Origin of the sequence: Acetatifactor muris, from assembly GCF_024623325.1 — a bacterium.
Taxonomy (GTDB): domain Bacteria; phylum Bacillota; class Clostridia; order Lachnospirales; family Lachnospiraceae; genus Acetatifactor; species Acetatifactor muris.
The window spans coordinates 223,606-244,259 of sequence record NZ_JANJZD010000002.1 but is presented as its reverse complement, the minus strand read 5'-3'; the positions used below and the strand labels follow the sequence as shown (position 1 = coordinate 244,259).

The window sequence follows — 20,654 nt, the reverse complement described above, 5'->3', positions numbered from 1 at the left end:
TATGAAAAAAGGTATTTGTATGGTAATGATTACGATTCTGGCGGCATTCTGGTTGACAGGCTGCAGCAGCACAAAGCTGGCAGACGGTTTTGATGAGGCAACGGTAAAGGAGACTGTGCAGAAGGCGGTGGACCATCTGATTGCCGGAGAATATGAGGAATGTGTGGCAATGATGAGTCAGGAGATGCAGGCAGCCCTCACTGCGGAGGCTCTGGCCGCCGCGGCAGGAGATGCGATGGCTAAGGCGGGAGAATTTCAGGAGTATAAGAGTATTGCCGTAGTAGGTCAGAAGGACTCGGCCGGGACAGACTGTGCGGTGGCCGTTGCAGTGGCATCTTTTAAGAACAGTAAAATCACATATACCGTGAGCTTCAACACTGATATGGAAATCATAGGATTCTATATGAAGTAATGGGAAAATCAGCAGTATCAGCCACTGTGACCAGAGCGGTTCATGGTGGCTGAATTGTGTTGTAAGGGTAAATTTATGTATAGTTGTGTGTCAATGAGGCATAGCAGCAGGCTTCCTGTCAACTTGATTTATCTTACAGATTTGAAAGATTATAGGAGCAGATGTATAGAATTTGCAGTTTTTGATACAATAGCGGTTACTTCATGGTAAATTGAAGTGAAGTTGAAGCGATGATGAAGTTGTATTGAAGTAATATTGAAGTTGACAATGAAGTGAATTTGAAGTAATATTGAAGTTGACAATGAAGTGAATTTATAATGACGGTAACTAAAATTTGCCTGGTAATACAATTCCTGAAAGTTTGGGTGGTGTATATGTATTTGGAAGAGATTATAAACGATTTACAGCTGGAAAGCGATAAGGTTGAGTGTAAAAGCAGGCTGAACAGGGATGATGTTGTGGGGTGGCTGAAAAGTATAGCGGGTTTTGCCAATGCGTCGGGGGGAGATTTTTACATTGGTGTGGAGGATAAGACCAACAGGCTTATTGGGTTTGAAAGGACAGAAGCGGACAACGAACGCAATTATTTTAATAATCAGGTGAATGAACATTTAATCCCCAGGCCGAAGATGAAAATTTTCTTTGTTCGCTATGAAATGAAAGGGCATGAGAGGTTTATCATTCGTATTCAAATACCGGAATCTGTTGTCAGGCCGGTTATTTTAAAGTATAAGAATATTCCGTCAATCTATATGAGAAGAGATGGATTTACCAATGGTGCAACCTATGAAGAAATTATAGACATGAGTGTGAAAAGCAAAAATACGCAGTATGATATCCTGGATTCAGACAGGAAATACGAGGCCGGGGATTTCAATACACTGCGGGAATTTTATGCCTCTCATAATGACGGAAAGGTTTTGACAGAGAAAGCATTACGCTCAATGGGATTTTATAATGAGGCCGGGACTCTGGCAAATGGAGCGCTGTTGTTTGCAGATGATTATCAGGAGAAAAAGACAGAGGTGCAGTGCTCGGTTTTTTCCGGGTTTAATAAGGGGAGCGAACGAATTGTAACGATTAACCGATTTTGCGGAAATATTATTTCTGCAATCAATTATATGATGGAATTTGTAATACAGCGAATGAATCACTCCCTGATAAAATTAGGAGAATCAAGGAAGAATGTAGACGCCTATCCCCGTAGGGCTTTGTTTGAAGGTGTTATCAATGCAGTCGCACATCGGGATTATTTTCTGGACGGAACCCAGATTCAGGTAGATATGTTCAGAAACCGGCTGGAAATATCGTCGCCGGGAGGTTTTTACAGAGGTGAAAAACTGGGAAAAACATATGACTTATCAGGAATTATTTCAAAGAGAAGGAATGAGCTGATTTCCGCCGTTCTGGTTAGCTGCAATGTTATGGAGGCGGCCGGGACAGGCTTCGATAAAATCATAGAAGAGTACAGGGAAGCCGATGAGACGCATCGACCATATATTTATTCTTCTTCCGATCATTTTACCCTTACACTTCCGGATCTGACTTACGAAGAAGGAATAGCGGAGAGCAATATTCCCATACTTACCTTTGTGCCGGTGCCGAATGGTACTGACTATGACGGCAAAGTATTGGCGTTTTGCTATTTCCTGGCACACAAGGCCTCGGAGATAGCGGAATATCTGGAGATAAGCGATTCCACCTATTTCCGAAAGCAGATCCTTCAGAATCTCGTCCAAAATGGATATCTGGAGGCAGATAAGGTCTCGAGGGCGGTGTATTACAGGACAAATCCTGATATGGTACTGCTGAATTAGAGTAAAGCAGGAAAGGTAAGCTGTCCCATATTGACAGCGGGCAGAGTCAATACCGATGCGGTGACTGGAGCGGGCAGCAGCCTGAAACGGCCGTCCCGGAAAAAGGGGACCTCCGGGGAGTAGATGGCGTGATGGGTGTACATCATGGTTCCGCAGGCGCGGTTTTTCTTATAAAACCACCCAGAAAGGTATCGCCCGTATAGACCACTGCCCCATTATGATAAGCTGCCGCATCATAACTTAAAAACGGAAGAAAGTATTTTGTTTTAATACCTTAGTGTCTGACAAGGTCTGCAAATTCGGCGCCTGCCGCCCGGGCCAGGTCCTCCGGGCTTAATTCCAGCTGTGAACCGATTCTGCCTCCGCTGACGATGATTTTCTCCTGCGCTCTGGCAGACAGGTCGATTTTGGTTACATATTGTTTTTTCATGCCGATTGCAGTACAGCCGCCCCGGATATAGCCGGTGATTTTGTTGATATCTTTCACATGAATCATTTCCACACTTTTCTGCCCTGTACTTCTGGCGGCGGCCTTCAGGTCCAGCTCTTCGGCAATGGGAATCACAAATACAAAATAGTCCCGGCTGCTGCCCACAGTGACCAGAGTCTTGTATACTTTCTCATAAGGCAGAGAAAGCATATCCGCAATCTGTATTGCGTCCACAAACTCATTGCATTCATAAGCAATGTGAGTGTATGGAAGCTTCATGGATTCCAATATGCGCATGGCATTGGTCTTGATTTCTTTTTGTTTTGCCATCTTTCATTCTCCTTGTGACAGGCTGACATAGGTAACGATTCGGACAGATCATGGAATTCTTATTATTCAGTAAACTCCTATGCATCAGGCGGCTCCACCTTGCATGGAAAGTAAGGTAATAAATAGAATTCCAGCCAAGGGTGGATTCTATTGTATATTATACTCCAAAATGAGAAAAAGCAAAGAGTGATTTTGCTCTGCCGCTATGCTACAATGATGAAAGTGGCAGCAGGTCCATGCTCTGCCCGGATTGACATTGAAAATGAAAGCCCTAAACTGAAAAACAGATACAGGAGATATAGAATACGGCACTTTTGGTCAAGATAAGAATTTCATTCTGTTGTATCATGTGAAATGAAAAGCAAGATTCTATTATCAATTATTATGGTAACAGGAGATGGAAGCATGCGTGACAGGACACCGATATTTCGTTCGCTTGCCGTGATTGAGGAGCGGATTCAGGAAAAGCTGACTGTGGAAATGCTTGCGGAAAGCATTCATTTTTCCAGATATCATTATCAGCGAATGTTCCGGGAAGTGGTGGGGGACAGCGTCATGGCATATGTGACCAGACGTAAGCTGGCTCTTGCGGCCGAAGAGCTGACACGGACGGGCGGCACCGTTCTTGAGGTGGCGTTAAAATATGGTTACGATTCTCATGAAGGCTTTACCCGCAGTTTCAAGGCTTATCTGGGGATAACGCCCACGGAATTCAGGAAATATCATCCGTCTGTATGCTTTCCCGGAGTGAGAGAGGAGAGAAGTGCTATGTTGTATTCGAAAACCACAGACGAAATGATCAGAAAACTGAACGGATTAATTGTGGAGGCCGGGGAGACGGCGGTGTATATCAGAAAGAATAAGGGCAAGGGAGGGGACGGCACGGCAGCTTATGAGACATTCTGGGAACATGTTGCCCACAGAGCGGATAAGCTGGCAGAACAGCTGAAGGAAAGCCTGGGGCGCGTCAAAGCAATTGCAGAATGCCCGGATGAAATATCGACACGTTTTTTCATTATAAAAGCGATTGAAGACGCGGCATTTGAATCGGCGCTTATGGCTTTTCAGACAGGGCTGATGACAGCCAGAGCCATACCGGAACACAGAGAAGCTTTCCGACCGCTCTGCAATCAATGTAACACGCTGGCACAACATGCCCGGCTGGAGGCAGAGGCGATTGCAGAATTTTTTAACGAGCTGACAGAACTGATTTTTCAGGATATGCGGCAGAGGGCGCAGATGAAAATTCAGCACGCCGCAGATGTGGGGAAAGAGGCTGCTCTGAAACTGTCGGATCCCATGTGCCCTTATGCATATATTGCCGATGAAGTTCAGCAGATTGCCGTAAGTCTCTCGAACATGCCGCTGGAGGAGATAACGGTTTATTCATTGGAAGAATATCGAATCCGGCTGGAAAATGTGGCTTCTGCCGCCGATATGGATAGCCTGAGAGCACCGTCACAGAAGTATCTTTTTGAGGGGATTTCGAATTTCAGACAGCAGCTGGATGAGGTAATTACCTTTTTTGAGAGTCTACCGGAAGAAGCTGTCCGGATGTCCTGGCAGACGGAGGTGAAAAGGGATTCAGCACGCAGTACCGAGAAAATGTATGCTGATCTGGCGTTCCAGGAGCGCATTCTGCTGTTTTATCTGAAGGGTGAGATTGAGAAGCTGGGAAAGGCGGAGCTCATTTCGGACAGGAAAGCCGCTTTTGACAAAATATGCATGAAGTTGGAGGAAGCGGTCAGGCTGGCAAGCGCGGCGGGTAACACAAGAGCAGCAAGTAAGTCAGAAGAGATGGGAGCGGCGTGGGACGCAGAAGAGAGAGAGACAGCCGAAGGGGAAAGCAGGGAAAATGCAGTAGAGATGGCAGAAGCAGGAAATGTAGCAGGAGAGGGAAGAAAAAGGAATATCGGCAGGGTGACAGCACTTCTGCGGGAGGTGTACAGTGAATTGACAGAGGAAGCCGGGCAGCTGGGCGTATATGGTGGAGCGATTCAGTATATTGCGGAAGAAATACAACGTCCTTTGAGGCATTTTTCAGAATGAGAAAACAGGGGCTGTTTCACTCAGTGAGGCAGTCCCGTTTTATGTGTAAAATGTGTATGGTGAAAATGCGGTATGACCGGTGAATTTACCTTGCAATAAGCATGAGAATATTGTATATTATGAGTGTTGGAAGCCGGACCCGACAGAGGGGAGGCCGTTTTTTGTGTCTGTGTGGTGCTTCGGCCGGTGGAAAGCGGAATTGGACAACAGGAGGGAGAATCAGATGAAGAAAAAGATTGCAGCAGGACTGATAATGTTGTTGAGTATGGCATTTTTGGCAGGATGTGGCCAGAGCGGTGAAGCATCCAAAGAGGAAGAAGTGCCGGAAGTGGTGTATCCGGTTTCCATTGACGGAATAGAGATACGGGTGGGAGAGACAACCGTGCAGACGCTTCTGGACGCGGGTTACAGTGTGACTGTGTCGGAAATGGACAGCAATAATCATATAACAGAATACGAGATTGATCCGGAGGAACAGCTGGAGGCTATGTCCTATTATTCGGGGGCTTCCATGTGGATTACAGATTCTACCTTTGCCCATATATCCATGGCAACCACTGGTGCGACGCGAATGGGAGATGCCGTGATTGCACGGTTGGAATTCAATATGGGCGGTGAACCGGAGGAGTGGGGAATTGTCTCTCTCAATGGAGTGCCGGTAAATGAAATAAATCAGGAAAAAGGGCATGAAATGTTCCCGGATTTTAGTATTTATGACTATTATATGGTCAAATATGGAAACGAGTACAATTATAGTCTTCATTTCAGTCAGCAGAATGATCTCCTGTATAAATTCAGCGTAGAGAGAGATTATGACGTGGATTGGAATGGTAATGGCCAATAACAAGAGGAATAAGATAAACTAATGGCAAATCGCACAAAAAACATGACAGAGGGAAAGCCGGGGTCATTGATTCTGACCTTCGCATTGCCGTTGATGGCGGGAAATGTATTCCAGCAGCTTTACACAGTGGTGGATACCATGGTGGTGGGAAAGGTTCTGGGAGTGTCCGCGCTGGCAGCGCTGGGAGCCGCGGACTGGCTGAACTGGATGATGCTGGGAATTATCCAGGGTTTTACTCAGGGATTCGGCATTTTAATGGCTCAGGAATTCGGCGCAAAGCAATATGGAAGGCTGCGGAAAGTGGTGGGAAGCGCCGGCGTACTCTCCGTGTTTTTTGCGTTTCTGTTAGTGACGGTGGGGCAGCTGGCAGTTGGGCCTGTGCTTGACCTTTTACAGACGCCGGATGCCATTCTGAGCGGAGCGCAGTTATATCTGCGGATTATGTTTATGGGACTTCCCATTGTGACAGCATATAACCTGTTTGCCTGTATCCTGCGCTCTCTGGGAGATGGCCAGACGCCTCTGCAGGCCATGGTGGTCGCTTCCGTGACCAACATTGCGCTGGACTTGCTTTTCGTGACGGTATTTCACTGGGGAATTGCGGGTGCTGCAGCAGCAACCCTGATTGCACAGCTGATATCGGGCCTGTATTGTCTGTATTTTATCTGTAGAATCGAATTGCTGAAGATGTCCCGTCAGGACTTTCGGATTGAGAGCGGATTGTGCGGGAAATTGCTTTTTCTGGGCTTTCCCATGGCGCTTCAGAATTGTATGATCGCTGTGGGAGGCATGATTATTCAGTTTGTGGTGAATGGTTTCGGTGTGGTGTTTATTGCCGGTTATACGGCTACCAATAAGCTTTACGGCATCCTGGAAATTGCGGCTACTTCTTACGGCTATGCCATGATCACTTATGTGGGACAGAATCTGGGGGCCGGCAAAAGCAGGCGTATTCGTCAGGGGATGCGGGATGCCATCATAATCGCTCTTGTGACATCTGTGGTGATTGCGGCAGTCATGCTGGGATTCGGCAGGATAATTTTAGGATGGTTTATTTCTGGTACGCCTCAGGAGATGGAAGCTGCGCTGGAAGTCGCTTATCAATATCTTACCATTATGAGCCTGTGCCTGCCGGTTCTGTATATTCTCCATGTGACAAGGGCGGCCATTCAGGGGATGGGCAATACTTTGCTGCCCATGGCATCCGGAATTGCGGAATTTCTCATGAGGACTGTCACTGCGTTGCTTTTGCCCATTGTAATCGGTGAGACCGGGATTTACCTGGCGGAGATTGCCGCGTGGATGGGGGCAGATGTGGTGCTGGTGAGCAGTTATTTTGTTATGGTACGCAAACTGCCGGAGGACAAAGGGGAAGAGATGACGGAGGTCTGTGCATGAATGTCAGCCTGTAAAGTTAAAAACGGCAGACGGACAGATAGTGGACGGCAGAGAGTATGTAAGTGGAGACGGTTATGAAATATCAGATTCTGAAAATAAGAGAATATGCCGGTCTGAAAGAGGAAGCAGCGCAATGGTTTCATTCCAAATGGAAGATACCGGCGGAAGCGTATCTGGAAAGTATGGATCAGTGCCTGAAAAATGAAGAAGTTGTGCCACAGTGGTATGTGGCCATTGAGGGAGACAGAATTGTGGGCGGTCTGGGAGTGATCGAGAATGACTTTCATGACCGGAAAGACTTAACGCCCAATGTCTGCGCAGTCTATGTGGAAGAAGAATACCGCTGCCGGGGAATTGCCGGGAAACTATTGGACTTTGTGTGCAGAGATATGAAGGAAAAAGGGATTGACACATTGTACCTGCTCACAGATCACGACTCATTTTATGAGAGATATGGCTGGGAGTTCCTGTGTATGGTGCAGGGAGACGGAGAGCCGGGGCTGTCCAGAATGTATATGCACAGGTAAAGCTTCGAACAGTCAGCTGTGGCTTTGCATGAGAAATCCGGGAATATGCAATGGCTGCTTCGGCAAAATAAAAAGGCTTTCATAAATGGAATCATAAATAAAACAAAAAAGGAGGATTGGAGCAATGGAAGGAAAAATGAAGGTTGCAGTTATGCTGGGAATCGGCAGGATGGGATTTGAAGAACGTGATATCCCCAAAGTAAAGGATGATGAAGTGCTGGTAAAGCTGGAGTATGTGGGAATCTGCGGCAGTGATCTGCACTACTATGAATCAGGGGCAATCGGCAACTTTATTGTAAAACCTCCCTTTGTCCTGGGACATGAGCCGGGAGGAACGGTTGTGGAGGTAGGAAAGAATGTAACACATCTGAAGGTGGGCGACAGAGTGGCGCTGGAGCCCGGGAAGACCTGCGGACATTGCGAATTCTGTAAGACAGGACGCTATAATCTCTGTCCGGATGTGGAATTTTTTGCCACACCGCCAGTGGATGGTGTATTCCAGGAATATGTGGCCCATGAAGCTGGACTGTGCTTTAAGCTGCCGGAAAATGTGAGCACTATGGAAGGTGCACTGATTGAGCCGCTGGCAGTGGGATTCCATGCTGCTATGCAGGGAGGCGCCAGAGCGGGACAGACCGCGGTGGTAATGGGGGCCGGCTGTATCGGACTGGTATCCATGATGGCGTTAAAGGCCATGGGAGTATCCAGAGTATACGTGGTGGATATCATGGAGAAACGTCTGGAGAAAGCCCTTGAGCTGGGCGCTGACGGCGTAATCAATGGAAGCAAAGCCGACGCGGTGGAAGAAGTGATGAAGCTGACCGAAGGAAAGGGCTGTGACCTGGCGATTGAGACTGCGGGGACACAGATTACCACGGTGCAGACCATACATATGACCAAAAAGGGAGCGACCATTGTACTGGTAGGCTACAGCAAGAGCGGAGAGATGACATTGCCCATGAGCATGGTTCTGGACAAGGAGCTGACGTTAAAGTCCATTTTCCGTTATCGTCATATTTATCCGATGGCAATTGATGCAGTTGCCTCTGGAAGGGTGAATTTAAAGGGAATTGTGACGAATACCTTCAGTCTTGATGAGATTCAGGAAGCCATGGATTACAGCGTGAATAATAAAGCGGATGTGGTGAAGGCGGTTATTCGCATCTGAAGAATAAAAGGGCTGTCACACTGAGGAACCCTTATCCGGGATATGGTTGCTTTCTATGTTAATCGCACCCTATTCCGGATAATGATGACTTAATGTGACAGCCCTGTTTTCAGGATTTTTTCTCGCTTTTTTTCTTTTTCTTTTCTTTTTTCCCGGTTTTCTCGGCTTTCTTTCCTTTTTCGGCTTTTTCGGCTTTCCCGGCCTTCTTTGATTTCTCCGCTTTCTCGGCTTTCTTTGCCTTTCCGGCTTTTTCTGCTTTCTCTGCGGCCTTTGGCTTCTCCGTTTTTTCCGGTTTTTCCATTTTATCAGCTGTTAAGCCCTTTTCTGTCATTTCAGATTTTACCGGTGCGGCCGTGGGCTTCGGACGGGCTTTTCCTTCCAGCTTTGCCAGATATGCCTGCTCTTTCCCACGATTGATGAGTTCACGCAGAGCAGCCAGTTCGCTTTCCATGGTGTCCATCTGTATTAAAACAGCGTTGGTGTCATAGCCGTCAGCAGAATCCGAGCCGTTCACGATTGCGCTGAGTTCTTTTGCCTGCCTTCGTATGAGTTTCGCCTGATTCTGCACATCACTGCTGAGGCTTAAAATCATTTCGCTTTCCTCCGTTTCGTCAAAATTCCGTTTTCTTTTATCATATTCTATTTTGAATGTGCCGTCAAGGACCTATTTGCTCCCTTTTATCCATGGTGGGATTTCCGGTTACCGTTTTCGGCATGGCCGTGAACAGGAACGGGATTTCCGGTAACAGTTCAGTGAGTGATCTGAACTGTTACTGATTTACATTGACAGTATCTTCTGTGCATTATAAAATACAGGTATGATTTAACGGTTAAATGACCATTCATACCATGATTGAACTGTAATCATGACAGGGTGAATGACGGATGAAAGAGGTGATTGAAATGAGAAGTAAGAAAATTTCCTGTGCGAGTCTGGCGCTGCTGTTGCTGCTTATATCTGTCCTGGGGACAGCCTGCGGCAATCAGGAGCGGGAAGGTGTTGTGAATCAGGAGCAGACGGATGAAACTGCCGACACTGGAAGCGAAGGATCAAATGAGCCTGCCCTGGACGGCCCGGTGCCTGCGGCAGGCGGCAGACCCATGCTGATTAAGACATCGGTGCCAACGGAGGACACTGTTGGACAGCCGGCAGTTGAGGCGTATGCGGCGGCTCCGGATTTAAGCAATATTGACAATCTGTGGCAGTATTATATGGGAGATGAGATGGCCGCCAAACTGGTCGCGAACAATTTCGTGGTCACAGAAGGAGGCGGCCATGAGTTTTTTGAAGTATATGAGCAGAATCGCTATAAAGTACGGGCCAGTTTTGTGACCGTCGATTCTCTGATGCACACATATCATCTGTATTTCAGCCATCTGCTGCGGAATATTGAGAGAACACAGTTGTCAGAGCGGCTTACACAGCTGAGCAGAAGAATGCTTGACAACAGTGCGGCGCAATACGAGCAGCTGAGCGGAAGCGAGTGGGAGGAAGCGGCGAAGCGGAATGTGGCATTTTTTACAGTGGGAGCAAAGCTGCTTGATGACAATACACAGATACCGGCTTATGCGGAGGACATGGTTCAGTGGGAGCTGGACTGTATCAACCGTGCGGAAGGAATAGAAGTCTCTACGATAACAGGAGAGGATGAAGATTATTCCCAGTATGTGCCCAGGGGATATTATGAAGGTGACCTGGGGCTGGAGCGGTATTTCAGGGCCATGATGTGGTATGGACGAATCCATTTCGAACAGGAGAATGAGGATTTGGACAGAAGCGCGTTGCTGATGACAAAGGCACTTTTCGAGGATGCGGAAGCGTACGGATTATGGGAAGCCATCTATGCGGTGACTGCATTCTTCGCAGGGGCAAGTGATGACCTGGGCGTGTGCGAGTATCAAACGGTGATACAGCAGGTTTATGGCGAGGAATTTCATGTAGATGATCTGGCGGGAAATGGGGGAGCATTTGAACAGTTTCATGAAATGACAGCATCGCTCTCAGCGCCACTGATTAATTCTCTGCCTGTCAGGGACGGCGAAGCCAATACGATCCCCGGCTTTCGGTTCATGGGACAGCGGTTTACCATTGATGCGGCTGTTATGCAGGAGTTGATTTACAGCAGGGTAGAGGAGAACGGTGCGGGAGAGCGGCGTATGCTGCCGGATGTGCTGGACGTGCCGGCGGCGCTGGGCAGTGATCTGGCACTTCGTCTCCTGACGGAGAACGGGGCTGTGGAGTATGCAGGCTATTTGGAGAATATGAACTGGCTCAGAGAAGGACTTTCCAGGGAAAACACCACACTCTGGTCGGCCAGCCTGTATGCCGGGTGGCTGAATACACTTCGGCCCCTGCTGACACCCAAGGGGGAGGGCTACCCTGTGTTCATGCAGAGTGAGGAATGGCTGAAAAAAGGCCTGGAGTGTTTTGCGGGAAGCTTTGCGGAGTTAAAGCATGACACGGTTCTGTATTCCAAACAGGTGATGGCAGAGATGGGCGGAGACTATAATGAGCAGACACCGGATGACAGGGGTTATGTGGAACCGGAACCCCTTGTATATGAGAGATTTGTGAATCTGGCCGGTCAGACGGCAGAAGGTTTAAAGCAATACGGGATGCTGGATGCGGCGGACGAGGAGAACCTGGCACGTCTGACAGAGATTGCAGGGCGCCTTCAGACAATTTCTGAAAAGGAATTGAGGGAAGAACTTCCGACAGAGGATGAATTCGAATTTATCAAAACTTATGGAGGGAATCTGGAACATTTCTGGCGGGAGTCGCTGCGGGACGAGAACAGCGGAGAACAGCTTCTTGTGGAGGAATATCCGGCGGCCATGGTGACAGATATTGCAACTGACCCCAACGGGCAGGTTCTGGAGGTGGCCACGGGAAATCCGGCCACTGTCTATGTGGTAGTAAAGGTGGATGGTAAAGTAAAGATCGCATCGGGCAGTGTGTATTCTTTCTATCAATTTGCATGGCCGTTGAGTGATCGGCTGACAGATTCCAAATGGCGTCAGATGATGGGACTGCAGGTAGATGAAAACGGTTACTATAATTATGACGAACGGGTTGAGAAGCCGGAGTGGACTCGCAGCTATCGGTATAGTTATGAGTGGGAATAAGAATCTGAGAAAAATCTGGAAAAGGATGCTGATAATCATTATGGCGTTGGCGGGTACCGGCGCCATTTTGATTATTTTATGGTGTACCGGCGCCTTTTTGCCAGGGTGGATTGCATGGAAGGACAGAATAATCTGCGCACAACAGGGGGCGTATGAGATATCGCTGAGTCACAGGTCTGTGACAGTGTTATATGACAACACTGTCATATGGGCTTCTCCGAAGGAGGTGAAAGTGCAGGATATTCTGTCCTGTGACGTGGATAATGATGGCAGAGAAGAGCTGATATTGCTCTGCTGGAAAATAGGTCGATACGGGAAATACAGACCTTTCTGGGTAGAGAAGGACGAGAAGAGATGGTCCCAGCACATCTTTGTGTACGATTACAATAAGGATGAGATTGTGCCCCAGTGGATGTCTTCTTATATTGGTGAGGATGTGGCTGAACTGACATCAGAAGGAGAGCGGGCACCTTATGTGCGCCTTCTGCTGGAGGACAGGGAAGGGAAACTGAGCAGGTGGGTATGGGATTCCTGGGGATTTGCCAGAGAGGATACAGATGTGTCCTTTGCAGTGTTTGGAGATAATCTGATTCATGAGCCTGTTTACCGATATGGTCTGGCTAACGGAGAGAATTTTGACTTTCTCTTTGAAAATTTCAGAGAAGTGATTGCAGAGAGCGATGTGGCGGTGATTAATCAGGAGACTCCGCTCACGGACAATCCGGCCATGTATGGGGAGTATCCCAGGTTCGGCACACCTGCAGGTGTGGGGCAGGCCATTGTGGATGCGGGATTTGATGTGGTAACCTGTGCCACTAATCATGCGCTGGACCGGGGAGCAGAGGGGGTTGCCTTTACAAAAGCTTATTTTGAAGAGCGGAATGTAGTATGCCTGGGAATTCAGTCAGCAGAGGAGGAAGAAGCGCAGCCTTACAGGATATTTATGCGAAACGGTGTCCGCTTTGCTTTGTTTAATTATACTTATGGCACCAATGGGATTAGGCTGCCGGAATCAAATCCGTATATGGTTCATCTGCTGGAGGATGAAGTGGAGATTCGGGAAGATATCAGGGAAGGAAAGGCCATGGCCGACTGCGTGATTGTCTTTGCCCACTGGGGGACAGAAGATGCCCAGGAACCGGATGATTTCCAGCGGAAGTGGGCGGAAATTTTCCTGGACTGTGGGGTGGATGTGGTGGTGGGCACTCATCCGCATGTGCTCCAGCCGGTAGAGATGCTGGAAGGTGCCGACGGTCATGAGATGCTGATCTTCTATTCCATTGGGAACTATATCAGCGCCCAGTCGGAGAAATCCTGCGTCAAAGGGGGAATGGCCAGCTTTACAATTTCCTTTACTTCCGAAGGCTATCGGGTGTCGGAATATGCATTGGAACCGCTGACCATCACCTGGCAGGAGGGAGGGAAATATTCGGTAAGTTATTCCCCGTAATGTGTCCACATACGCAGAATCTTAACTGTGCCGTCGTATGTGATCTTATCAATCGCAATTGGCTCTTCGTATACCTGATATACAAGTCGATGTTGGATATTAATTCTTCTGGAGTAAGCGCCGGCCAGATTAGCAATTTACCTGTTCTTCAGGGATGCAATCTTCTATTGGCGTTTCCAGGCCATTGATAATGGATTCTGTCATTCCGCTGATTGAATTCAGGAACAGCGTTTCCTGTATTGCATTCCAGTCCTCTTCTGACAGCAAAACCGCGTTTCCATTTTTCTCCACGATTAAGGTTGGCTCACAAAACCGGTTTACATTTTCCACCAGACGATAAAGATCCTTTCATTTTTTATTTCTTATCTATTGCGTGTATATATCAGGAATATTCTTCCATATTCGTAGAATGCCGAGATTTTTAATGTCCTCTATAGTATAACGTACGCAAACACGTACGTTAAGGCCTTTTTAAGATTGTTTATGTTACTTAAGATTTTATTTCCCTGACATACAATCTGTCTCTGCCATTCCCATAATTGACAATATCCTTAAGATAACGGTATCCATACTTTTCATATAAACCTGTGTGTTCGGATGGGATATAGGTTCTGTCAAATCCCTTTTCTTTTGCATACGCATTTGCAAAATCGATCAATTTTTCACTGATTCGGTAGCCGCGATACTCCTCTGTCACAAAGACGCTTGACACCCATGGAAATATTTCCGGCAATGGATAATAGTCTGTCTTCATGATTGAAGCCATCCCCACAATATGACCGTTCACCATTGCTGCAAATGGAGTTTCCCAATCGGTAAATGCCCATGTCCGAAGCACCTCTGACATGTGTTCTTTTACATCTTCCCATGAGAAATTTTCGACAAAGCAGATGAGTTTATCCGCCAGGTCTGTGTCTTTGTCTACCTTTTTTATCTCCAATGCATCCATATTGAAGCTATTTGTTACGAACCCAAAGTGTCGTTCTACTTTTTCAACAGTTTCCCTGATGGTACTGTTGCAGGTCCTTTCGATCCAATAATAGTTGCTGCCCTTGATATCTTTGTACGGTTTCTCGTTGAGACTCTTCAAGGTTGCGTTACAGATGGCCTTAGCTTTCGCCGTGTCAGACGCACTGTTTATAAAGTCATTGAATCCCTGATGGTCCGGACGATTGCAGTAATCCTCCACCAAATTGGATGGTTCCTTTATCAGGAAAACTATCCGGGATGGTTCTGTGATTTTTTCGGCTTCCTCCGCCGTCAAATGGCAGTCACACAATACAATCCGATTCTGGGAAAGACGAATCAAATCCAACAGGACAAAGTCCAGCTGTTCTCTTGTGTTATCAATCAGCCATTTTTTATATTCCTCCACAGTACGTCCGAAAAACGAATCCGCATCTTGAAACACTTTATTCATTGACGGCTGAAAAGCAGGATTTGAAATCTTCTGATGATTTGGAAACTGCTCGTCAATGTCGTAAACAAATAAGTTATGCCGTCTGGCCAGCTCCCGCGAAATCGTCGTCTTTCCACCACAGGGTGTTCCGGTTATAAAATAAACATTTTTTAAATATTCTTTGATTACATTATCCTGAAATATCATCATAAAATCTCCCTTATTAAATAGTTTACAGTGCCTTACCTGTACATAAAACTATTTAATGCAGTTTTATGTACTTAGATATTTCTCAATCGTAAGAATGCTATCATATTTCTCACCTCCAAAACTTCTTTTTTATTTTATCACACCAGGTTTTATTATACAATTTATATTGTGTTATAATGTGCTATGTGATTGTGTAATTGGGATTTGCAGAACCAAAAAGGCGGTGAAATAAATGATAAAAGGAGATTATAAAACCAGGTTGCATACAGAGCTTCTGGCGTATGGTGTCAGTGCTTTCTTATTGGCAGCGGCAGGCATGGGATTAGGCGGGTGTGCGGAGAATGGGGGAGGAGCGAAAGTACAGGAATCCATGGCGCAGGACGTAGACGCAAGCCAGAACAGACCAGAGACGGCAGAAGCAGATTCTGTTCCAGACATCCTGGAAGTGCATTTTCTTGATGTGGGACAGGGAGATTCTACTCTGATTATCTGCGGCGAAGAGGCCATGCTGATCGATGCGGGTGACAATGAACAGGGTACAAAGATACAGAATTATCTCAGCAATCAGGGTGTGGAATCTCTGAAGTATGCAGTATGTACTCATCCGGACGAGGACCATATTGGAGGCATGGATGTCATCCTCTATAAATTCCCTTGTGAAACCATATTGATGACGGACGAAGATAAGGATACTGATACGTACCGTGACGTGGTAGATACTATGGAAAACAGAGGATATCAGCGGACCCTGCCTGTGACAGGGCAGCAGTATTCTCTGGGGGATGCGGTGTTTACCATTGTAGGCCCTGTGTCTATGAGCAGCGACAGCAATAATAATTCTATTGCGATTCTATTGGAGCATGGAAATCAGAAGCTACTGTTCACGGGGGATGCAGAAGAAGATGAAGAAGAGGAAATTCTTGCAGAGGCAGAGGCATCAGGGATATCACTGGATGTGGATATCTATAAAGCGGGACACCATGGCAGCAGAACTTCCTCTTCGGCATCATTTCTGGATACGGTATCTCCCATATATGCTGTGATCAGCTGCGGAGAAGAGAACAGTTATGGGCATCCGCATGCGGAGACTCTGAATCAGTTTCGAGCCAGAGGAATCAGAGTCTTCAGGACTGATGAGCAAGGGAGTGTAATAGTCATCAGTGATGGGGAACAGATGACCTGGAACTGCAGTCCGTCGGATACCTGGCAGTCAGGAGAGCCTGTGGGGGCTTCTGACCAAAATGGAGCGGTATTACCGCAGGATTCGGACGCAGAAGCAACCTGGCAGTCTCCGGCTGTAACAGGGCCGGACAGCTGGGGTGCGGAATTGCCGTCACAAATAACAGCGGAATCAACAGCGGAACCGTCACAGACAGCTGATTATATCTGCAACACGAATACCGGAAAGTTTCATTATCCCGACTGCGACAGTGTAAACCAGATGAGTGAGAAAAATAAACTGCCGGTGAATACTACGAGAGAAGAATTGATTAATCAGGGATATGTTCCCTGTAAGAAGTGCAATCCCTGATTGGCTGTATTATAACTGTTTCTTCTCATTTTGCATCCGGTGTTCATGGATGGTTATGGATATGGTCTTTTCCGTGTCCGGGTAGCGGCAGAAGTGGTGGAAATCAGATAGTATTAGAAATAAAACAGCCGATTTGCAGCTTTTAAACTGCAAACCGGCTGTTAATTAGAACGTTTAATCCAGATTTATACTGTTCGAATTCCAGCTGTTATCATTCCCAAAGCTGGTATCTGTATTGGCAACTGCATTGGCGAATTCTTCCCGAAGGCTGAACTTGGCAACCAGGCTCTTAAGCTTATCTGCCTGCTCCGAAAGTTCCTGACTGGCAGCGGCGCTTTCTTCTGCGGTAGCTGAGTTCGTCTGTACCACGCTGGAAATCTGATCCACACCCAGAGTAACCTGCTCAATTGCACCGGACTGCTCTTCTGCGGCAGTTGCGATCTCATCAACCTTGGTAGAGACGGAACGTACCTCATCTACCACCTTCACCAGAGATTCTGCGGTTCTGCTAGCAATCTGTGTACCACGTGATACGGCATCAACAGAGCTTTCAATCAGCTCCGCGGTATTCTTGGAAGCTACGGAACTCTTGCTGGCAAGACTGCGTACTTCCTCGGCGACCACGGCAAAGCCTTTTCCTGCTTCCCCTGCTCTGGCAGCTTCTACAGCAGCATTCAGAGCCAGGATATTCGTCTGGAATGCAATATCTTCAATGGTCTTGATAATCTTGCTGATTTCATTGGAAGAACGGGTGATTTCATCCATGGCAACCATCATATCGCGCATCTGATTGTTGCATTCTTCCATCTCATCTCCGGCCATACTTGACTGATTCTTGGCATGAAGGGCATTGTCTGCGGTACTTTTAACCTGATAAGAGATATTGGTAATGGTAGCGGCCAGCTCTTCGACAGAAGCAGCCTGTTCGGTTGCGCCCTGTGCAAGCGCCTGTGCGCCGTTGGATACCTGACCGGAGCCGGATGCAACCTGGTCGGCACTCTGGTTAATCTGTCCCAAAGTCATACTCAGATCACGGTTGAGCTTGCGGATGGAGAGCAGCAGGCCCTGGAATTCGCCCACATAGCGATCTTCCGCCTTGGTGCGCACGTCAAAATTGCCGTTTGCCATCTCGCTTAAGAGCATGGAGGCATCTGAGATAACGGTACCCAGAATCGCAATCATATTTCGGAAGGAATTGGCCAGTGCGCCCAGCTCATCCTTTGATGTATAATTTATTGCGATGTCAAAATTACCTTTTTCAATCTGACCGGCAGATCTCTCCAGCTCCCGGAGCGGTCTTGTGATGGAAGCCGTCAGGTATGTAGAAAGCAGTATTGTAATGACCAGTGCACCTCCGGCCATGCCTAACTGGATGAAAACCAACATATCCTGCATGGAGACAGTGCTGTCATAGTCGTTCGCAGCGGACTGTTCCACCACTTCACTGATGTGAATCAGGTTGTTCACCGCTTCTTCCACCAGGGGCTGATATTCATTAAGCAACATGGACTGAGCGGCTGCCATATCTGTGGCGGCAATAGTGATGACCTGTTCCTGCAGCTCTACAGCCTGCCGTACATTGGCAGCAAAAGAATCCAGCAGTTCGGTATCACCCGAGAAGTTCTCAAACAGCCAGGTGGCATTTTCTTCCAGTGCAGTCATTTCCTTCTGCATATCACTTATATAGACTTCTTTTTTGGCTTCATCCTTTTCAATTGTGATAAAGGAAAGATCCTTTACAATAATCTGTAATCCGCGGCGCATGTTCATGACTTTGTTGGTAACCTGGTATCCCACATGATAAAACTCGGAATACTTATCCGCATTTTGATTCAGCCCCATAATTGCGATGGCAACCGTCCCGCAGAACAGAATGATGACAAGCATGAAAGTCACCAATAGTTTTGTCCTGATTTTCAAGTTCTTCATTTTTTTCCTCCTACACTCCGCCATAAACAATCCAGGCCCCTGATTTTGTATGGGAATACCAGTTGTTTATAAGTTGATAGTTTTTACATGTAAATTATAATAGATTATTGTCATTCTGTCTACTGTATTCCTCAAATATTCCATTGGAATTATTTTGTTCCGACAGTTACATTTCGACAACTTATTGACGATATGGCCGGAGTGCGGTTTCGGCGGAAAGTGTGCTGTGACAGGAAGCTTTTCAGGTGAGGCCGCTGTTGCCCCCGAAAAGGTTCATCATATTCCGGTAAGCGCTCAGGGCCCCGGTTCCCGCGGGAGAATAGCCCAATCCACTCTGGCTGTAAAGGCTGCGTGACATCATCTGAACCATCAGCTGGCTGGTCAGCCGGCACTGCTCACAGCAGGAAGTACTGTTTCCGGACTGAGATGGAGAGGATTCTTTTGTTCTGTCTGCAGACAATTTGTCCGCATTTGCCTCCGGCTGCTCCGCGGTTTTTGCCGCAGCCGAATTCCGGAAGGCAGCTTTCTGTATATAGTTGGCAAAACTGGTGAAATTTACCGCCCTTTTGCCGCCCCTTCTGGCGTAATACTGGTTTACTTCTTTTACCATTGCTTCATTGACAATCATTTTCGTGCTCCTTTCTGCTTTGCTGCAAAAGTACTGTTACATGAAACTCCTTATTTTTTACCTGAATATCCATACTTCCGCCGTATTTTTCAGCTTCTCTTCTGACATTGGACAGGCCGATACCGTGCAGGAAGAGCTCTTTCTCAGAACGGCTCTTTCCTTTGGTGGTAAGAGGCAGACCGGTATATCTGTCAAAGCTGATTTTACCCTCGAAAGAATTGCTGACATGTATGACATAAAATCTGTTCTTCTGTCTGCCGGACAGGCGGATATATTTCGGCCCATCCGTTATTTTTGCACAGGCTTCCAGGGCATTCTGCAGCAGATTGCTGACAATAATGCCGACATCATACACATTGCAGGCCCCGAAGGCAGGACAGGTGAAGTCCGACTGAAAGGAAATGCCCTGCCGGACGGCGGCTTTCTGCCGGTCGTTGAGGATAATGTCCGTAACCGGATTTCCGGTATGGATTGTCAGTTCAAACAGATTCATACTTTCGTCGATGCGGGAAATGTAGTTTTCCATGTCCTCATAGCAGCCGTTCTGTGCCAGGCCCCTGATGTTGGTGAGATGATTTTTCATCTCGTGCTTCATTCTGCGGATGCCGTCATAAAGCTGCTCTATGTCTTCCACCCGCCTCTGCATGGCTGAAAGCTGCTGTTCTGTTACGGAACTGCATCTCCGTTCATTCTGCAGCCGGATAATCTGCTGGCAGAAAACAATGGAGGCGAGAAGCTCACCATAGAACAGAAGGCCCATGGCGGGGATAAGCCAGATAAATATCGGAAACTGTTCGTATAGACGGAAAAGCAGGTGCCCGTCACTGACTACCAGCAGATTGATAATAACCTGAACGAACAGAATTCCTGTCACAGGTGTCAGCAACAGATATCCCAGTTCCCGCATATGAAGTTCTATCCTGGATTTCTGCAGCTGATGCGAGGCGGCCAAAAGCATAAGTGAAAACAGTAGAAGCTGCAGAAACTGTATCAGGAGAAAATTCCATGCCGCAATGCGGAAAACCAGTTCCGGAGTATCTGCATTTTGCAGAAAATATTCTGCGGAAAAATAATCCACGCTGGTCAGGAGCATCATACTCAGATTTCGGACACAGTAAAACAGCATGCCCAGAAAAATCAGGAGCTTTTTCTCCACGCCCAGATAAGCGGAGAAGACAGCCAGCAGGAGAATTACAAGAATCATGTGCATCCAGCCATGTGCAAAGGGAAGCCAAAGGACAGGAAGCAGAGACGTATAAATCAGTAAAATTAAGGCAAAACGCCTACTATTCACCATAAAGGGGCGAAAGAAACCTGCCATACAGACAGCATATATCATATTTTCCGCTCCTGTGACGAACTGATGAAACAGGACAAAAGAAGATTCGCTCACTTTGACTCTCCCG

The 20,654-nt window shown here is 47.1% G+C and carries 18 protein-coding genes and 1 pseudogene; 10 read left to right on the top strand and 9 right to left on the bottom strand.

What is annotated here, in order from left to right:
• The first annotated feature begins 1 nt into the window (after nucleotide 1).
• Both NSB25_RS02985 and NSB25_RS02980 read left to right on the top strand, forming a co-directional pair.
• The gene (locus NSB25_RS02985; protein ID WP_103237782.1) at nucleotides 2-412 is read left to right on the top strand and encodes a DUF3887 domain-containing protein; all 411 of its coding nucleotides are present in this window, start codon (nucleotides 2-4) and stop codon (nucleotides 410-412) included.
• A gap of 374 nt (nucleotides 413-786) precedes the next feature.
• Entirely contained in the window at nucleotides 787-2,229 is a 1,443-nt protein-coding gene (locus NSB25_RS02980; protein ID WP_103237783.1) for an ATP-binding protein, read from the top strand.
• A gap of 17 nt (nucleotides 2,230-2,246) precedes the next feature.
• On the opposite strand, the pseudogene NSB25_RS29605 reads toward NSB25_RS02980, so the two are convergent.
• Both NSB25_RS29605 and ybaK read right to left on the bottom strand, forming a co-directional pair.
• Nucleotides 2,247-2,405: pseudogene (locus tag NSB25_RS29605) on the bottom strand (TIGR02452 family protein); the annotation flags it as partial.
• A 98-nt stretch (nucleotides 2,406-2,503) separates the two neighbouring features.
• On the bottom strand, nucleotides 2,504-2,989 hold the full coding sequence (gene ybaK / locus NSB25_RS02970) for a Cys-tRNA(Pro) deacylase (protein WP_103237784.1): 486 nt from the start codon (nucleotides 2,987-2,989) through the stop codon (nucleotides 2,504-2,506).
• A gap of 405 nt (nucleotides 2,990-3,394) precedes the next feature.
• Here ybaK and NSB25_RS02965 point away from each other — a divergent pair, with 405 nt between their 5' ends.
• The 5 genes from NSB25_RS02965 (at nucleotide 3,395) to NSB25_RS02945 (ending at nucleotide 8,975) form a co-directional block, all read left to right on the top strand.
• Nucleotides 3,395-5,038, top strand: coding sequence for a helix-turn-helix transcriptional regulator (locus NSB25_RS02965; RefSeq protein WP_172454918.1), 1,644 nt, complete (start codon nucleotides 3,395-3,397; stop codon nucleotides 5,036-5,038).
• A gap of 223 nt (nucleotides 5,039-5,261) precedes the next feature.
• Nucleotides 5,262-5,882 (top strand): hypothetical protein, encoded by a 621-nt coding sequence (locus NSB25_RS02960; protein WP_146039946.1) that lies wholly within the window; start codon nucleotides 5,262-5,264, stop codon nucleotides 5,880-5,882.
• 21 nt (nucleotides 5,883-5,903) lie between these two features.
• The gene (locus tag NSB25_RS02955; RefSeq protein WP_103237787.1) at nucleotides 5,904-7,280 is read left to right on the top strand and encodes an MATE family efflux transporter; all 1,377 of its coding nucleotides are present in this window, start codon (nucleotides 5,904-5,906) and stop codon (nucleotides 7,278-7,280) included.
• 74 nt (nucleotides 7,281-7,354) lie between these two features.
• Nucleotides 7,355-7,807, top strand: coding sequence for a GNAT family N-acetyltransferase (locus NSB25_RS02950; protein ID WP_103237788.1), 453 nt, complete (start codon nucleotides 7,355-7,357; stop codon nucleotides 7,805-7,807).
• A 124-nt stretch (nucleotides 7,808-7,931) separates the two neighbouring features.
• Nucleotides 7,932-8,975 carry an NAD(P)-dependent alcohol dehydrogenase gene (locus NSB25_RS02945; protein ID WP_103237789.1) on the top strand — a complete coding sequence of 348 codons (1,044 nt, stop codon included), beginning with the start codon at nucleotides 7,932-7,934 and terminating at the stop codon, nucleotides 8,973-8,975.
• A gap of 109 nt (nucleotides 8,976-9,084) precedes the next feature.
• Here the strand turns inward: NSB25_RS02945 and NSB25_RS02940 are convergent, their stop codons facing one another.
• Complete coding sequence (locus NSB25_RS02940; protein ID WP_103237790.1) at nucleotides 9,085-9,567, bottom strand: hypothetical protein; 483 nt, start codon at nucleotides 9,565-9,567, stop codon at nucleotides 9,085-9,087.
• Nucleotides 9,568-9,878: 311 nt separating this feature from the next.
• On the opposite strand from NSB25_RS02940, the gene NSB25_RS02935 reads away from it, so the two are divergent.
• The gene (locus NSB25_RS02935; protein ID WP_172454919.1) at nucleotides 9,879-12,101 is read left to right on the top strand and encodes a DUF3160 domain-containing protein; all 2,223 of its coding nucleotides are present in this window, start codon (nucleotides 9,879-9,881) and stop codon (nucleotides 12,099-12,101) included.
• Nucleotides 12,088-13,551, top strand: a complete 1,464-nt coding sequence (locus NSB25_RS02930) for a CapA family protein (protein WP_172454920.1) — start codon at nucleotides 12,088-12,090, stop codon at nucleotides 13,549-13,551. Before NSB25_RS02935 ends, NSB25_RS02930 begins: the two co-directional genes overlap by 14 nt.
• Here the strand turns inward: NSB25_RS02930 and NSB25_RS29600 are convergent.
• From NSB25_RS29600 to NSB25_RS02915, 3 genes are all read right to left on the bottom strand, one after another.
• The gene (locus tag NSB25_RS29600; protein ID WP_242982276.1) at nucleotides 13,539-13,649 is read right to left on the bottom strand and encodes a hypothetical protein; all 111 of its coding nucleotides are present in this window, start codon (nucleotides 13,647-13,649) and stop codon (nucleotides 13,539-13,541) included. The genes NSB25_RS02930 and NSB25_RS29600 overlap by 13 nt on opposite strands.
• Nucleotides 13,650-13,680: 31 nt before the next feature.
• Complete coding sequence (locus NSB25_RS02920; RefSeq protein WP_242982256.1) at nucleotides 13,681-13,881, bottom strand: type II toxin-antitoxin system Phd/YefM family antitoxin; 201 nt, start codon at nucleotides 13,879-13,881, stop codon at nucleotides 13,681-13,683.
• A 160-nt stretch (nucleotides 13,882-14,041) separates the two neighbouring features.
• Nucleotides 14,042-15,160 carry a GNAT family N-acetyltransferase gene (locus NSB25_RS02915; protein WP_242982257.1) on the bottom strand — a complete coding sequence of 373 codons (1,119 nt, stop codon included), beginning with the start codon at nucleotides 15,158-15,160 and terminating at the stop codon, nucleotides 14,042-14,044.
• A gap of 232 nt (nucleotides 15,161-15,392) precedes the next feature.
• Between NSB25_RS02915 and NSB25_RS02910 the strand changes: the two genes are divergently transcribed.
• Nucleotides 15,393-16,691 carry a ComEC/Rec2 family competence protein gene (locus tag NSB25_RS02910; RefSeq protein ID WP_103237794.1) on the top strand — a complete coding sequence of 433 codons (1,299 nt, stop codon included), beginning with the start codon at nucleotides 15,393-15,395 and terminating at the stop codon, nucleotides 16,689-16,691.
• A 174-nt stretch (nucleotides 16,692-16,865) separates the two neighbouring features.
• Here NSB25_RS02910 and NSB25_RS02905 read toward each other — a convergent pair whose 3' ends face one another.
• The 3 genes from NSB25_RS02905 to NSB25_RS29370 all read right to left on the bottom strand — a co-directional run bounded on the left by NSB25_RS02905 (nucleotide 16,866) and on the right by NSB25_RS29370 (nucleotide 20,641).
• Nucleotides 16,866-18,620: a methyl-accepting chemotaxis protein gene (locus tag NSB25_RS02905; RefSeq protein WP_257479220.1), complete on the bottom strand. Its 1,755-nt coding sequence runs from the start codon at nucleotides 18,618-18,620 to the stop codon at nucleotides 16,866-16,868.
• Between the two features lie 241 nt (nucleotides 18,621-18,861).
• Nucleotides 18,862-19,248, bottom strand: coding sequence for a hypothetical protein (locus NSB25_RS02900; RefSeq protein WP_103237796.1), 387 nt, complete (start codon nucleotides 19,246-19,248; stop codon nucleotides 18,862-18,864).
• Nucleotides 19,235-20,641, bottom strand: coding sequence for a sensor histidine kinase (locus NSB25_RS29370; protein ID WP_146039947.1), 1,407 nt, complete (start codon nucleotides 20,639-20,641; stop codon nucleotides 19,235-19,237). Before NSB25_RS29370 ends, NSB25_RS02900 begins: the two co-directional genes overlap by 14 nt.
• Between the last annotated feature and the right edge of the window lie 13 nt (nucleotides 20,642-20,654).